General features: G+C 28.5%; 10 protein-coding genes. 2 read left to right on the forward strand and 8 right to left on the reverse strand.

Translation table 11 applies throughout. The features are described 5' to 3' along the window. The first annotated feature begins 388 nt into the window (after positions 1-388). Both AC2GW8_RS01590 and AC2GW8_RS01595 read left to right on the forward strand, forming a co-directional pair. Positions 389-2,401: an alpha-ketoacid dehydrogenase subunit alpha/beta gene (locus tag AC2GW8_RS01590; protein WP_440881046.1), complete on the forward strand. Its 2,013-nt coding sequence runs from the start codon at positions 389-391 to the stop codon at positions 2,399-2,401. A 154-nt stretch (positions 2,402-2,555) separates the two neighbouring features. Then, positions 2,556-3,515 carry a helix-turn-helix transcriptional regulator gene (locus AC2GW8_RS01595; protein ID WP_440881047.1) on the forward strand — a complete coding sequence of 320 codons (960 nt, stop codon included), beginning with the start codon at positions 2,556-2,558 and terminating at the stop codon, positions 3,513-3,515. A 515-nt stretch (positions 3,516-4,030) separates the two neighbouring features. On the opposite strand, the gene AC2GW8_RS01600 is transcribed toward AC2GW8_RS01595, so the two are convergent. The 8 genes from AC2GW8_RS01600 to AC2GW8_RS01635 all read right to left on the reverse strand — a co-directional run bounded on the left by AC2GW8_RS01600 (position 4,031) and on the right by AC2GW8_RS01635 (position 14,721). Continuing rightward, complete coding sequence (locus AC2GW8_RS01600) at positions 4,031-5,131, reverse strand: heparan-alpha-glucosaminide N-acetyltransferase domain-containing protein (protein WP_440881048.1); 1,101 nt, start codon at positions 5,129-5,131, stop codon at positions 4,031-4,033. Positions 5,132-5,157: 26 nt separating this feature from the next. Further along, positions 5,158-5,730: a nitroreductase family protein gene (locus tag AC2GW8_RS01605; RefSeq protein ID WP_440881049.1), complete on the reverse strand. Its 573-nt coding sequence runs from the start codon at positions 5,728-5,730 to the stop codon at positions 5,158-5,160. Beyond that, a complete protein-coding gene (locus tag AC2GW8_RS01610; protein WP_440881050.1) occupies positions 5,730-7,550 on the reverse strand; it encodes an IucA/IucC family protein in 1,821 nt (606 codons plus the stop codon). The genes AC2GW8_RS01605 and AC2GW8_RS01610 overlap by 1 nt, the downstream gene beginning before the upstream one ends. After that, positions 7,550-8,131 (reverse strand): GNAT family N-acetyltransferase, encoded by a 582-nt coding sequence (locus AC2GW8_RS01615; protein WP_440881051.1) that lies wholly within the window; start codon positions 8,129-8,131, stop codon positions 7,550-7,552. The genes AC2GW8_RS01610 and AC2GW8_RS01615 overlap by 1 nt, the downstream gene beginning before the upstream one ends. Continuing rightward, positions 8,131-10,563, reverse strand: coding sequence for a GNAT family N-acetyltransferase (locus AC2GW8_RS01620; protein ID WP_440881052.1), 2,433 nt, complete (start codon positions 10,561-10,563; stop codon positions 8,131-8,133). Before AC2GW8_RS01620 ends, AC2GW8_RS01615 begins: the two co-directional genes overlap by 1 nt. 73 nt (positions 10,564-10,636) lie before the next feature. Further along, on the reverse strand, positions 10,637-11,806 hold the full coding sequence (locus AC2GW8_RS01625; RefSeq protein ID WP_440881053.1) for an MFS transporter: 1,170 nt from the start codon (positions 11,804-11,806) through the stop codon (positions 10,637-10,639). Between the two features lie 74 nt (positions 11,807-11,880). Continuing rightward, a complete protein-coding gene (locus AC2GW8_RS01630; RefSeq protein WP_440881054.1) occupies positions 11,881-13,212 on the reverse strand; it encodes a lysine N(6)-hydroxylase/L-ornithine N(5)-oxygenase family protein in 1,332 nt (443 codons plus the stop codon). Positions 13,213-13,215: 3 nt separating this feature from the next. Next, positions 13,216-14,721 carry a pyridoxal phosphate-dependent decarboxylase family protein gene (locus AC2GW8_RS01635; RefSeq protein ID WP_440881055.1) on the reverse strand — a complete coding sequence of 502 codons (1,506 nt, stop codon included), beginning with the start codon at positions 14,719-14,721 and terminating at the stop codon, positions 13,216-13,218. Positions 14,722-14,958 lie beyond the last annotated feature (237 nt).

Below are 14,958 nucleotides of genomic sequence, written 5' to 3' on the forward strand. Positions count from 1 at the left end.
AGCAGAAAAATTAATATATTGAGAAGGGTTGATTAGTAATAAATTTATTTTTGAATCTAAAATTTTTATGAAAGTTAATGGAATTAATCACAAAAAAGTCTCGTTTTTTTAGACTACAATACATAATATCATCACTAATTAATTATAATTTTCAGAATAGTCGTCACATACGAATAACAACCTGTACTTTATTTATAATAACTATTTTCTACTTTTTATTAGAAGATAAAATATAACCGTTTTAATGCTTAGAAGAATTTAGATGTTCTAGTAAACATTAGGCTGACAAATGTAAAAAAAATGCTAAAAGATAGTTATAGATTATGTTTTTTTTTTGAAATTTTATTTTTTAAACACATTTTGTTAGTTTTAGTTATAAATAAGAATTATGCTTCAAAACCAAACAAACAAAAATAAAACATTGAATTACAAAAATATAGGATTGTCTCAAAAAAAACATTTGCAATTATATAGAAACATGCTTCTATCTAGATTGATTGAAGAAAAAATGTTAATTCTACTTCGTCAAGGAAAAATATCAAAATGGTTTAGTGGAATTGGACAGGAAGCTATTTCTGTAGGACTTACTCTTGCATTAGATAATGATGAATATATTCTTCCCATGCACAGGAATTTAGGCGTATTTGTCGCAAGAAAAATACCTTTATATCGTTTATTTTCTCAATGGCAAGGAAAAATGAATGGCTTTACCAAAGGAAGAGATCGTAGTTTTCACTTTGGTACCAATGAATTTAATATTATTGGAATGATTTCACATTTAGGTCCACAAATGGGAATCGCTTCAGGAATTGCTTTGGCCAATAAATTAAGAAAATTAAATAAAATTTGTGCTGTATTCACTGGTGAAGGGGGAACAAGTGAAGGAGATTTTCATGAGTCATTAAATATTGCCTCCGTATGGAAACTTCCTGTTCTTTTTTGTATTGAAAATAATGGATATGGTCTTTCAACACCTACTCAAGAACAATACAATTGTGTAAATCTTGCGGATAGAGGAATTGGCTATGGAATTGAATCTTATATTATTGATGGAAATAATATAGTCGAAGTTTTTTATCAAATTAAAAAACTTGCAGAAAATATTAGAATAAATCCAAGACCTATTTTAATAGAATTTAAGACATTTAGGGTAAGAGGTCATGAAGAAGCTAGTGGAACTAAATATGTCCCAAAAGATCTTATTGAATATTGGAAGTTAAGAGATCCTATTTCGAATTATAAAAATTTTTTGATGAATGAAAACTTGCTTTCTGAGAAAACAGACAAACACTTTAGAGATGAAATTATGACTCAAATTCAACAGAACTTAACCATAAGTTTCAATGAACCTATTATTTCATCAACTATAGAAACCGAACTGAAAGACGTTTACAAAAAATTTAATAATATTCCATCTTTACCCTCATCAGAAACAAGGAACATGAGATTAGTTGACGCTATTTCAGAAGGGCTAAAACAAGCAATGCAAAAAAATAAAGAACTTGTTTTGTTAGGACAGGATATTGCTGAGTATGGTGGTGTATTTAAAGTTACTGAAGGCTTCATTGATCTCTTTGGTAAAGAAAGAGTTAGAAACACGCCTATTTGTGAATCAGCTGTCGTTTCTCTTGCATATGGACTTTCTATCCAAAAAATAAAAGTAGTTATGGAAATGCAATTTGCTGATTTTGCATCTACAGGATTTAACCCAATTGTAAACTTACTTGCCAAATCACATTATAGATGGGGACAGGAAGCCGATGTTGTTATAAGAATGCCATGCGGTGGCGGAGTTTGTGCTGGACCTTTTCATTCTCAATCAAATGAAGCTTGGTTTACAAAAGTACCAGGTTTGAAAGTAGTATACCCTGCCTATCCTTTAGATGCTAAAGGTCTTTTAATTAGTTCCATTGAAGACCCTAATCCTGTATTATTTTTTGAGCATAAGGGGCTCTACAGAAGTGTTTATGAAAACGTTCCTCAAAATTATTATACAACACCGTTAGGAAAAGCTAGCGTAGTAAAGAAAGGATATGATATTACTGTTATAACATTTGGAGCTGCAGTACATTGGGCTTTGGAAATCATTAATACATTAGAGGATGATATTTCAGTAGAACTTATAGATTTAAGATGTCTGATCCCTTTGGATATAGAGACTATTTTTTGTTCTATCAAAAAAACCGGAAAAGCGATAATTTTCCAAGAGGATACTTTATTAGGTGGGATTGGAAGTGATATTTCTTCATTGATTATGGAAAACTGCTTTCATTTTCTTGACGCTCCCGTAAAAAGAGTTGCCAGCATAGAGACACCTGTTCCTTTTGCTGAAAAACTTGAAAACCAATACTTACCTAAACTACGCTTTAAAGAAGAACTTATTGCTCTTTTTAAGTATTAACTTTTTTAACACAACTTTCTGCAAAAACAACCAATAGTTTATAAAAAATTTTTCATTTCTATTGTTGATAACAATAAATTATCTATAAAGTACAAAAAATATAATTTTATTTAGATTAATTAAATATTAAATTTGCTTTAAATTAATTGAGGTTATGGTAGAAAAACAGAGATTACATTTAAATGATGTGTTTGAAGAACAACATCATTCTTTTAATAGCAACAGTGGTATTGTATCTAAAAAATGTAATATGAATCCAAAATATGGTCGTGGTTCAATTACCTCGTATTGCTTTGATGGGCTTCAAATAGAATACATAAACATGACTTTTAATGAAGACTATGCTTTTTACGAATCTTCAAATATAAATACTTTAGAACTGTGTTTGCTTTTGAGTGGAGAAAAGAAATTAAAAAATTCAACTATAAACTTAGACATAATTCAGCAAGAGCAAGAATGTTTGCTTTTCTCCTCTTATGAACAAAAACTAAAAAACATTTATTTAAAAAACACTTATATTAAAGAGTTTAGAATTAAAATGTATTACGAGTTCATAAAAAAACATCAATTAATAAATTTAATTAATTATGCTAAACAATTAGACTTAAATATGAAAAACAACAACTTTTTTATAGCTTCTACTTCATCTAAATCTTATCAAATAATTGAAGAGATTTTATTAGACAAAAGTATTGGTATTTTCAAAAAATTATTCTTTGAAGCAAAAATATTAGAACTAGTTTCTACTTTAAGAAACAGAAAATCAATAGGTAGTTCACCTCAAAGTCTTATCACAAAATTATATGATGTAAAAAAAATAATTCTATCAAACTTGAATGAACCTTTCTCTGTTAAAGAATTAGCTAAAAAAGTATTGTTAAATGATACAATTCTAAAAAAAGAGTATAAACGAGTTTTTAATACAACTATTTCCGAATTTTCATTAAAAGTAAGAATGAATAAGGCCAAGGAGCTACTATCTCATACCAATAAGCCTATCTATGAAATATCAGATATCGTTGGTTATAAAAATCCGACTCACTTTTCCGCAGCTTTTAAAAAATACATTAAAAAAACACCTAAACAATATAGAAGTCAGACATTTGATAAATAGATGTATATATTAATTTTCCCTATATCTACATAAATCTTTTACTTTTCTGCGTATTGATAATGATTTCCATTTTTCTTAAATCCGCTATTGCCATATTTACATGATTTAAGCCAAAATATTTATTATGTATAAAAACTCTTTTTAACCACTTATAATCACATTGTTTAAAAGTATAATTACTACTTATTTTTTTTATATAGACATCTCTATCGCTTCCAAACCATTTCGATAATCCTCAATTTGATCTACTAAAAATTATATTTACTCAATTCTTCTAAACTGAAAAATTTACCAGTACTATATAATATCTCAGGCATCTTTTAAAATATAATTTTCTACATAAAAACATATACGTCACCCTTAAAAAAACGCTACGTAAATAACAAAAAGGTTAAAAGTTGAGTAAGAAATCAAATACTTTAATGACATATTTTATCTCTAAAAATTGTTTTTTAATTCTTTTGAAAAATGCTTAAACCCCTTCAAACCTTTTAACGTAAAACTAGGTATCCTTTTTATTTTATATTAAATATATTATTATATTTTACAAGTAATCTTTTTCCCTTATCCCTAATGATATCAATCGCTTTTTGTGCTAAAAATGTTCCAAACGTAAATAAAGCCATTAATAGTAAGCTCATATTGATTCCTTTATCATGGTAACCTATAATACCCATTGACCAGCAAATTAATATCCATTGAACAATATAAATTGATGTAATTTTTCTACTACAATAAAAAAAGAAATCTTTAATCTTGTTAGATTTAGCTTTATTTGTTAGAATAAAGGCTAAGTATAAAGCTAATAAGTTACAACCAAGCAAGTAGATAACACCACCAAATCCAGTATGGAAATAATCTCTCATATGAAATTCATAGTTATAAAGACATAAAATGCCTCCAATTGTAAAAGTGATTATACCAGAAATGAACATTTTCTTAAATGTTTTTTCGATATTGTTTTCATGGAAGTAATAACCAAAGAACATTCCTACCAGTATATATACGAACCAAGGAAAGACAGGAAAATATATGTTCCATTCTTGCCCCCATAGTAAATCTGATACATAATCTAAAATGGGTACCCCCACTCTGATACCTCTAATATACTCCGTAGCAATTAATACAAATACTGCAATAAATAATACTATAAATTTCTGATTTTTTGCATATTTATGAACTATTCCCATAAATAAAAGGCAAGCGCCTCCAAGCTGAAGTATATCTCCTGTTAAAACAAGATAAACCATTTTATCAAAACCTATAGGGACTTCCCAATTGTAAGCATGTATAAAACTGTCAGGGAAAGCACCTAATACTAAAGGTATAATAAATTTCAAAAAATTCATTATATAACCAAATAACAATAGCATGACACCTCTCTTAATAGAGTTTTTTATTGAATTATTTCTAGATAGTGTGTAAGAAAAGCCCATGGCTATTAAAAAAATACCTGCCCACTTTCCAAAAAAATGTACTACTAAACCTAACCAGCTTTCCTCTTGGGAATAACTAGACCCATAAATTAATAAGGCATGCGCCATTGGAATAAGGAAAACTCCTACCCCTCTTGCTAAATCAATTGCCTCTACTCTTTTATTTACTGTTTTTTCCATTTTTATTTATTTTTTATTTTTTTCTTTTATTTTTTATTCCAACTTAACTTTTTTGAAATAGGCTTTCTTTTTCTATTTACTTCCGATAAATTATTTTTTAAATTTCCCAAAAAGAAAACTCCTAAACATTTTTCATTATCATCCAGTTTCAAATTGTTCTCAACATACTTTATAGTTGCTATTCCAGTATCCCAGTAACCACCAATATTCATGGCTGTACAACTCAACCAAATATTTTGAACAGCACATGAGACAGCAGCAATTTCTTCCCATTCAGGAAGTCTTGGATTTGGTTTACATATTATAGAAATCATACTAGCATTTTTAGCATAATCTTTAGTTTCCTCAAAACGCTCATCTGAAAAATCTTCAATTGAAAATACTTTTCTGTAATAGTTTGCCATGAAAATTCCCATTTCTTGCTTATGAAATCCTTCTAAAACAATAAATTTCCATGGCTGAGTTAGTTTATGAGTTGGAGCCCAAAGTGCATTTTCAATTATAGTCTCTATATTTTTTTTTGATAAAGGAACATCTGAAAAATCATTCGTATAATGTGTTCTCCTTTCTTTAATTATTTTACTTAGCTCTTCTATCATCATTGTAATATTTCTTTAATTTCAAAATTACTTTTCATATATTTTGCAATCGGGTTTTGCAATACTCCACTTAGTTTAAGACTATTTATAGGATCTGTTAGATTTAGCATTTGTTTTGTATTTGACAATTGTAATTTATTTAAACAACATCGATCAAAATAATCAGTAAATAAATCATACTTTTTATATTTTGATGCGTACTCAGGATAACACTCTTGATATTCAAGAATACTTTGTGATACAAGTTTCCAAAATTTATTTTCTGAATAATTACAATGTGTTTCTAGAATTTGTCCCAAAAACCTAAAAAAACAATCAAAAACATCAGTGAATATTGATAAAATCTTCATTCTATCTGTTGTTTTTGTAAATAGTCTATCTACATGTTCAGGTAATTTCATTTCTTCATTGAAAACAATAACCTCTTCTGTTATGTCTTTCATTAAGATTGACTTAGGTATATTATTTTCTAAAACTAAAATTATATTTTCCCCATGAGGCATAAAAACTAGTTCATATTTGTAGAAACAGTGTATCAATGGTTTTAGATAAGCTTCTAAATATTTTTCAAGCCATATAGTCATACTTACTTTAGATTTTTCAACAAGCTCACCTAAAAAGGATATATTATTAGTATCAATATGAAGTAATGAAGCCATTGTCATGACTTTTTCTGTGTCTTCAATTTTTGTAAAAGGACTTTCACGCCATAAGGCCGATAACATTTTATTGTGTGAATTTGTTTTACCTAATGTTTCATAATAATGATTTCGATACCCAACAGTAGCAATTTCACCGAGCATTTTAAAGCCGGTGCTTTGTAAATAAACATCTTCTCCGAGAAGGTTATTGATCCACTTAGTAATATGAGGAGTGCTCTTCATGTAATAAGGAGATAGCCCTCTAACAAATCCCATATTAAGTATTGACAAAGCTGTTTTCGTATAATATTTATTTGGTTTTGTTAAGTTAAATAATGTTCTTATTGATTGTTGAGCTGAATAACTATCATCACTTTCCCCTAATAATATGATATTTTTATTGGCTATATCTGAAGCAAAAATATGAACTAACTTATGATCCCATTGCCAAGGATGGACAGGTATAAAAACATAATCCGATTGTGTTACCTTAAGCTTTTCTAAAAAATCATTAAATTCATTTATTTTAGAAATTCCTAATTCATGAATGAGTAAATTAATATAATTAAGTTCTTCAACTCCTGTGTATGTAGCATATTTTTTATGGGCAGCAACCCAAAGTATTTTGAAAGGATTATTAGTTTCAGGAGCATATTTATTAAAATCATTAATACCAAACCCGATTCGTCCACTATTTGCAACAAAACATGGGTGCCCTTCATACATTGAATGTTCTATATCCTGAAAATCTTTATCAACTAATTGCCTGGATGTAAATTCTTCATTTTCAAACTTATAAGCTAAACTAATTAACGTGCTAGATATTTCTTCCAAATAGGTAGTTAAAAATTCGTTTGAAATTTGTAATGTTTTTTTAAATTCTACAATAAATAATAAAGCATCAACATTCTCTTCTTTGTTATTTTTTATTTTTTTCAGTGAATTAACATCTATGTACCAATGATCTAAATGAAATTTTTTAGCCTTAAAGTGATAGCTAATATCTTTATGATCTGTAATTAATTCATAAGAGTTCCAATCACTATCAATGTTCTTTATGTTTAGCTTTGGGGATAAAATAAGTTCGTGTGTAAATTCACTTATTGCTTTTTTTACTAATTGTTTATTAACTATCAACCAAGTTTCTGTAGTCGCAAAACTATTTTTTTGATTTTTCATTAATTTGTTATCTTTTTTACGGCATTATGATAGCTTTCTCTATTGCATATGGCTAAAGAGGCAATCTTGTAAGGTAGTTCAATTTCTTTTTGATAGACAAACCCTGCCTTTTTATTTAATTTGTGAATTTTTTCGTTATTTGCGTCAGGCTCTACTACTACTCTCTCAACATATGGGAGAGAAAAAAAATATTCCATTACTGTAGAAAAAACTTTCCATGTGAACCCAGGTATTCTTTTTTCTGCAGGAGCTACCAGAATATGCATACCATAATCATTTAGCTTTGCATTATAATATTTGGCTATAATATCTTCTGACGCCTTATATCTTTCCATTAAAAAAATAGGGCGATCATCGAGCACACCTATATAACTAAAATGATGGGGGTTACTTTCTATTTCGTTATAAGAGTTAAAAACTTGTTCTTTAGTATAATCTAACATTCCCCAATACTTAGCATAGGGCTGTTTTACCCAATTATATAAGATATCTATGTCCTCATTAATATTAAATGGGCGTAATAAAATACTTCCAATTCCTTTTATTTCTTTACTAAAAATATGCTGTTCTATTATTGACATTATTGTATTTCTTCATGTTCTTTTTTAACACTATAAATTGCTAAAGGGTTTGTTATTTCGCCTGCAAATTGCAGTAAGGCTACAGGATCGTCTAGATCAATCATCTGCTTATGGTTGTTCAACTGCAAACGATTTAAACAAGATAGCTTAAATGAATCGGCAAACAAATTGTATTTTTTAAACTTTTCTTCAAGCTGCGGATATCTTCTTTGATAAACTATAATATTATCAGCTACCAACTTCCAAAAGCTTTGTTCTGAAAAATTCATATGTTCTTCCAATATTGGAACTAGATATCTGAAAAAACCATCAAAAACATCTGTAAAAATGGATAATAACTTTACATCATCTGGAACTGGAGCATACATTCTACTCAGTTCATCTGGTAGCACTACATCTGGATTTAAAATTACCGCTTCTTCCGTAATATCTTTAAGTAAAATGCTAATAGGTTTATTGTCTTCTAAAACAAGAATTATGTTTTCTCCATGTGGCATAAATACTAAATCATAAGTATAAAAGCAATGAATTAAAGGACTCAAATATGCTTTTAAATAAAAACGTATCCATTCTTCTGTACTTAACCCCGAGCTTTTAATATATTCAGGTAAAAGTGCATTTCCATATTGATCAATATGAAGTAATGCAGCCATGGTTATGGGTTTTTGACCTTCTTTTATTTTAGAATATGGACTTTCTCTCCATAAAGAAGCTAACATTTTATTATAATCATTATGTGGTCCAAATTCTTGAAAGTATGGATTTACATAACTTACAGATCCTATTTCGCTTAACATTTTAAATCCAGTTTCTATAATAAAATCATCTCTGTAAAGGAGGTTTTCCAGCCAAACAGCCATTTTTGGAGCTGTTCCTAAATAATACAGAGGCAGCCCTCTCATAAACCCCATATTAAGTATGGATAATGCAGATTTAGTATAGAATTTTTTTGGATTAGTTATATTAAATAAAGTCCTTATCGATTGTTGAGCTAAATATTGATCTGGCCCATACCCCAAACAAACTAAGTCTGATTTTGCTATTTCTGGAGCAAATATCATTGCTAATTTATTAAACCATTGCCAAGGGTGAATTGGTATAAAATAATAGTCTTCCGGATTTAAATCTTTAGATAACAAAATATTATTAAATTGAAATATCGTATCATCACAAAGCTCCATCTTAATAAGATCATTATAAGGTAGTGCTTCTATAGCTGAATAAACTGCTTTTGATTTATGTCCCGCCAACCATAATAGTGAAAAAGAATTTCCTGCTTCTGGCGCATAAGAACGATAATCGCTGCTATCAAAACCAATTCTTCCATTATTAGCAACAAAACCAGGATGTCCTTCTGTCATAGACTGTTCTATAACTTGAAAATCCGCATTAGCTAGTTCTTTAACTGGAGGGTTTCCTTTAGTTATTTTAAACGCAGTACCATATAATGTACTTATGATTTCCTCTAAATAAACAGGCATTTTTCCATCATCAAAACCTAATGTTTTTTTAAATTCCTTGATAAATAAAACAGCATCAAGTCCTACATATATCTCATTTTCTTTTTTAATTAGAGTTGACTCTTTTATCATTAAATGATCTAATCCTAGTAGCTTTCCCTCAAATTCATAAAGTATATCAGATACATCAGAAACTAATGAAAATAAACACCATCCATCATCTAACTTCTTTTCAATTTTAGGTGTCAATATTCTCTCATGTGTGAACTCACAAATAGCCTTTTTGATTAATAATTTATTTGATTTAAGCCAAATACTCTGTTCTATGTGATGTACAGATTGTAAAGGTGAGACTACGTTATCTAATGTGTTCATATTACTGCGTTTTGAAAGGGTAACTTTTTTTATTGTATCTAAATAATATTGTTTGTTAAGAAAAGCTAATTGAGCTGTTTTATGGGGTAATTCAACTATTTTATCTAAATAAAATCCAATTCGTTCACATAGAGCAAACATTTTTTTATTTCTAATATCAGGTTCAACTAGGATTCTTTTTACATTTTCTTTTGTGAAAATAAAATCCATTATTGATTGAAATAAATACCAGGTAAAATTAGGAATCTTATTTTTTTGGGGTGGGGCTATGATAATATGAACACCTGCATCAAAAGGCAATGCTTTATAATATTTATGAATTAAATCATTCATAGGGTTATATAGTTCCATAAAGAAAACTATTTCCCCTTTGTACATTCCTACAAAAACATTATAATCATCAGGTTCGGTTAATTTTTTGTATTCTTTTTTTACTTCTTCTAATGAGGTATTCTGCAATCCCCAAAAAAATGCATAATCCATATTAACCCACTTATGCAAAATCTTGCAATCACTCTCTAAATTAAAATTACGAATAGTTATTTCTCCAAATTTTTTATAGTACTGTGTATATACTACTTTATCATTTATTAGCATTTAAGGTAATTTTTTTACATAATTATTTATTAAAGTATTGTTATTCAATATATTATTAAGGATTATTTGTTTTCTATGATTTTAGATTTACTCTGCTTAGTATAGTATTAATACCATTCTTTTTAAGTTTGGATGGAATATTAAAGGCAAGCAGGTATAATAATATTGTTACGACAAACCCCGTGAAAGCAATAATGAAAGGCATTTGTAAACCTAAATTATCTACAACCAAACCTACGTTCAAAGACGCTATAAGAACTCCTAAGTTTTGAAAAAAATGAACTTTACTATAATCTATCGAATAGGATTCTGGAGAGCTTTTTTCAAATAAAAACACATCAAACTTAACCATTCCTTGAAATATTGCCCATCCATAAATTATTCTACCAATAATCAAAGTAATCTCATTAGGTATTCCTTGAAGAAATAACCCTAAAAGCCCAATAAACAAAGAATTAGTTATACCCTCATAGCCTGCTTGTTTTCTTTTTCTATTAAGCCAAAGTGCAATTAATGCCACAAAACCAGGAATTGCGTATACAGTTCCAGAAATTAATTTAGTATCAATTGATGCAAAGCTTTCCCAGTATCTAGAGAAAAATGGACGAATTAAAAAATCACTGAAATATAAAATAAGTGTTAATAAACCTACTTTTAGTATAAGCTTATTAGAGGTAGCACTTTTTTTAAAATTACTAGGTGATTTAATTATTCCTGTATTGTATTTATTACTATTAAGTAAATAAGCGCTTACAATCATTTGCAAAAAATCACCAAATGCCATTATAATAAATATAGAACTAGGAGTAATATAATCAACTGTAAAACCGCCTATTACAGCTCCTAAAATACCTCCAAGATGCACAACAACAGATAACAAACCTATGGTGTTAACATGTTCTTCTTTACTTATAATTTTTAAAATATATGGATAAACTAAAAGATAACTTCCTTTGAATAAAACCATTACCAATGATACTATCCAGAAGTTAACATAGGATTTTGTATAATAACAATATAAAGCCAATATGCCCGCTATTGCTTGTGTATAGATAAGTATTTTTAGTTCTGCTACTTTTTTTGAAATATAGGCCCAAAAAGGAAAAGCTATCATTACCATAAAACAAATTGCGGCAAAATAATAACCTACATTCTTAGGGTTCGTCATTCCAAATCTTAGTTCAAAAAATTGAGGATAAAAAGGATGTAGTAAATAATCACTGACCACTGCAATGAAAGTCATTCCTATCAAAAAAGTTTTAAGTTTCATATTTATTTTTAAAATAAAATTTTCCTTGTAAGTATGCTACTTACTTATTATACTTGTTCTTTTAAATTATGAATAATTTCATCCTCTTTTGTTACCCCAAATTGTTGAAAAGCTATACTTGATTCTATTGGATAATATTCTTTACCCGTAAGTTCTTTGATGATATATGAATTTCTATAGCTTCCCATTCCCAAATCAGGAGTAACAAATCCATGTGTATGTAGTTCCACATTTTGCACAAAAATTTCATTATTATTTTTATCAATAGTATAATTTCTCTTTACATCAAACCTGCCTTTATTATCCCATTTGATTCTGTTACTAACATCATTTAAAAATTCAGGAACCTCATAATGATAGCCCGTACATAAAATCAAACCTTCTGTTTTTTTTATAAAATGCTTATCTTCCTCTACTTGCTGCAATTCTAAGGATATTTTACTTTGATCAACTGATGAATTAATTAAAGCTATATTGGTACGTAATGATACTTTTAAAGGTTCTTTGGAAAAAGTTCGTTTTGTATAAAGTAAATCATGGATTTCATTTATCAAATCTTGGTTTATCCCTTTATATAAATGTTTTTGTTTATTAATTAAATAATCTCTTTTTTCTTCCGGTAGATTGTAAAAATAATCGACATACTCGGGAGAAGTCATTTCTAAAGTTAGCTTGGAGTATTCTAATGGAAAAAATCTTGGCGATCTTGTTATCCAATTTAACTCATAATTTTTTTCATCAATATCGTTTAACAAATCATAAAAAATTTCTGCAGCACTTTGTCCACTACCTAAAATAGTTATTGATTTCTTTTCCTGTAATTTTTCTTTATTAAATAGATAATTTGATGAGTGAATTGCATTATTTTTCAAACCAGAAGCACCTTTTGGTATATACGGTTTTGTGCCTGTTCCTAAAACTATTTTTTTTGTTTTATAAATTTTAATTTCAGAAGTCTTTGTACACCTACATGTTATAATGTAAAGCTGTTTTTGTTGATCATAATTAATATTTTTAACCTCTGTATTAAATGAAATATTAGAAAGCTTCTCAACAGCCCATTTACAATAGTTATTATACTCATTACGAAGTAAAAGAAAATTTTCTCTTATGTAGAAAGAATAAATCCTTCCCTTTTCCTTAATATAATTTAAAAAACTAAACGGGCTTGTGGGATCTGCTAAAGTTACCAAATCTGCCATAAAAGGAATTTGCAATGTGGTATTTTGCATCATCATCCCGGGATGCCAATCGAACTTTTCGGTTTTATCTAAAAAAACACCATTAAGTTCTTTTATAGGAGCTGTTAAACACGCTAAACCTAAATTAAAGGGCCCTACTCCTATTCCTACGAAATCTAATATATTATTATTTGTCATTTTTTAGTTTATCGATTTGTATTGTTCTCCTTTTTGTTCTATCATTTTTAAAATCTCAAAAAGATTTTCTTCTGTATTATTTGGATTCAATAATGTAAATTTCAGATAAATATTACCATCAAGCTTGGTACTTGCAATAGACGCTTTACCTTGCTTAAAGAGTTTATTTTTTATAAATAAATTAACTCTATCGTGTACTTTGTTTTCATTAACATTTAGCGATTTGTATCTGAATACTATTGTACTTAATTCTGGTTTATGCGCAACTTCAAAAAGAGGATTATCCTTAATTTTATGATAAACAGATTCTGCTAAATAATGTACTTTTTCCAAATACTTTGATATAGTGTTTTTTCCTAATGTTTTGAGTGTAAACCAAACCTTAAGTGCATCAAATCTTCTTGTAGTTTGTGTTGATTTCTCTATCAAATTAGGCCTTGCTTCATCTCTATTTTCTTGAGGGTTCAAATAATCAGCATAATAGGAAACATATTGAAAATTTTTTCTTTCTTTCACTAAATATGCACTACAAGAAACAGGCTGGAAAAATGTTTTATGAAAGTCAATTGTAATAGAATCCGCCAAATCAATACTTTTAAAATATTTTTTATGCGTATCTGTTAACACAAAACATCCTCCATAAGCTCCATCAACATGAAGCCACATTTGATAGTCGTTTGAAATTTTTGAAATCTCAGTAAGAGGATCAAAACTACCAAAGTCAGTCGTTCCCATAGTTGCTACAACTGCTATAGGTATATTTCCTTCTTGTTTAACCTTTTCAATGGCCAATTCTAATGCTTTAGGATCCATTCGCATTTTATAATCCGTTTTTACAGGGACTACAGCGTCATATCCCATACCTAACAATGCGGCATTCTTTTTAACGCTAAAATGGGCTTTATCAGAACAAAAAATTTTGAATTTACTTACTTCGTTAAACCACCCTTGTTGCTTTATATTAACACCAAAATGTTTAAAGGCATAATCATCACGCGCCATTAACAAAGCCATAAAATTTGATTGACTACCACCACTTGTAAAAACACCATCTGAGGTTACCGGAAAATTGAATTCACCACAAATCCATTTAATAACTTCTTGTTCTATAAAAGTTGCAGAAGTACTTTGATCCCATGTTTCTACAGCTGTATTAATAGTGGTTGCAATAATTTCTGCTGCAATTGCAGGCAAAACTACTGGGCAATTTAAATGAGCTACATAATTGGGATTATGAAATGCAATAGCATTGTCTATATATAATTTGTTTAGGTATTCAATGGCCTCTTCAAATGTAAGAGTATCGCTACCATTCGTCTTAGCTTCAATTTTATGACGATTAATTGCTGTTATATCATCTCCATTATAAAAATCTTTTTTACCAAAAAATTTTTTTATTGTTTTTAAAACTAAATTTGTTTGTTTTTCTAAATCATTGAAAGATTCACGACACAATAAATCATCATGTAACGAAGAATCTACTAACAGAGGGATTTCATCTAGAGTCATTTATTTTTATTTAATCTTAATAGTTTTAAGCAAAACTAAGACCTAAACAAATTGATTAATGACGTAATTGTGATAAAAAAAGACGCTATTATTCATAATAACCGCAAAACATTTAACATAAAAAGTCAGTATTTGCAATCGACTTTAATATATAGTTTTAACCAAAACTAAGACCTAACTAAATTGATTAATGACGTAACTATGGTAAAAAAAAAAGACGTTCTTTTCATAAGAAGC

The organism is Tenacibaculum profundi (assembly GCF_057162725.1).

Coding starts and splice junctions, on each gene's coding strand:
- AC2GW8_RS01590 (WP_440881046.1), top strand. CDS start 389: ATGCTTCAAAACCAAACAAACAAAAATAAAACATTGAATTACAAAAAT.
- AC2GW8_RS01595 (WP_440881047.1), top strand. CDS start 2,556: ATGGTAGAAAAACAGAGATTACATTTAAATGATGTGTTTGAAGAACAA.
- AC2GW8_RS01600 (WP_440881048.1), bottom strand. CDS start 5,131: ATGGAAAAAACAGTAAATAAAAGAGTAGAGGCAATTGATTTAGCAAGA.
- AC2GW8_RS01605 (WP_440881049.1), bottom strand. CDS start 5,730: ATGATAGAAGAGCTAAGTAAAATAATTAAAGAAAGGAGAACACATTAT.
- AC2GW8_RS01610 (WP_440881050.1), bottom strand. CDS start 7,550: ATGAAAAATCAAAAAAATAGTTTTGCGACTACAGAAACTTGGTTGATA.
- AC2GW8_RS01615 (WP_440881051.1), bottom strand. CDS start 8,131: ATGTCAATAATAGAACAGCATATTTTTAGTAAAGAAATAAAAGGAATT.
- AC2GW8_RS01620 (WP_440881052.1), bottom strand. CDS start 10,563: ATGCTAATAAATGATAAAGTAGTATATACACAGTACTATAAAAAATTT.
- AC2GW8_RS01625 (WP_440881053.1), bottom strand. CDS start 11,806: ATGACTTTCATTGCAGTGGTCAGTGATTATTTACTACATCCTTTTTAT.
- AC2GW8_RS01630 (WP_440881054.1), bottom strand. CDS start 13,212: ATGACAAATAATAATATATTAGATTTCGTAGGAATAGGAGTAGGGCCC.
- AC2GW8_RS01635 (WP_440881055.1), bottom strand. CDS start 14,721: ATGACTCTAGATGAAATCCCTCTGTTAGTAGATTCTTCGTTACATGAT.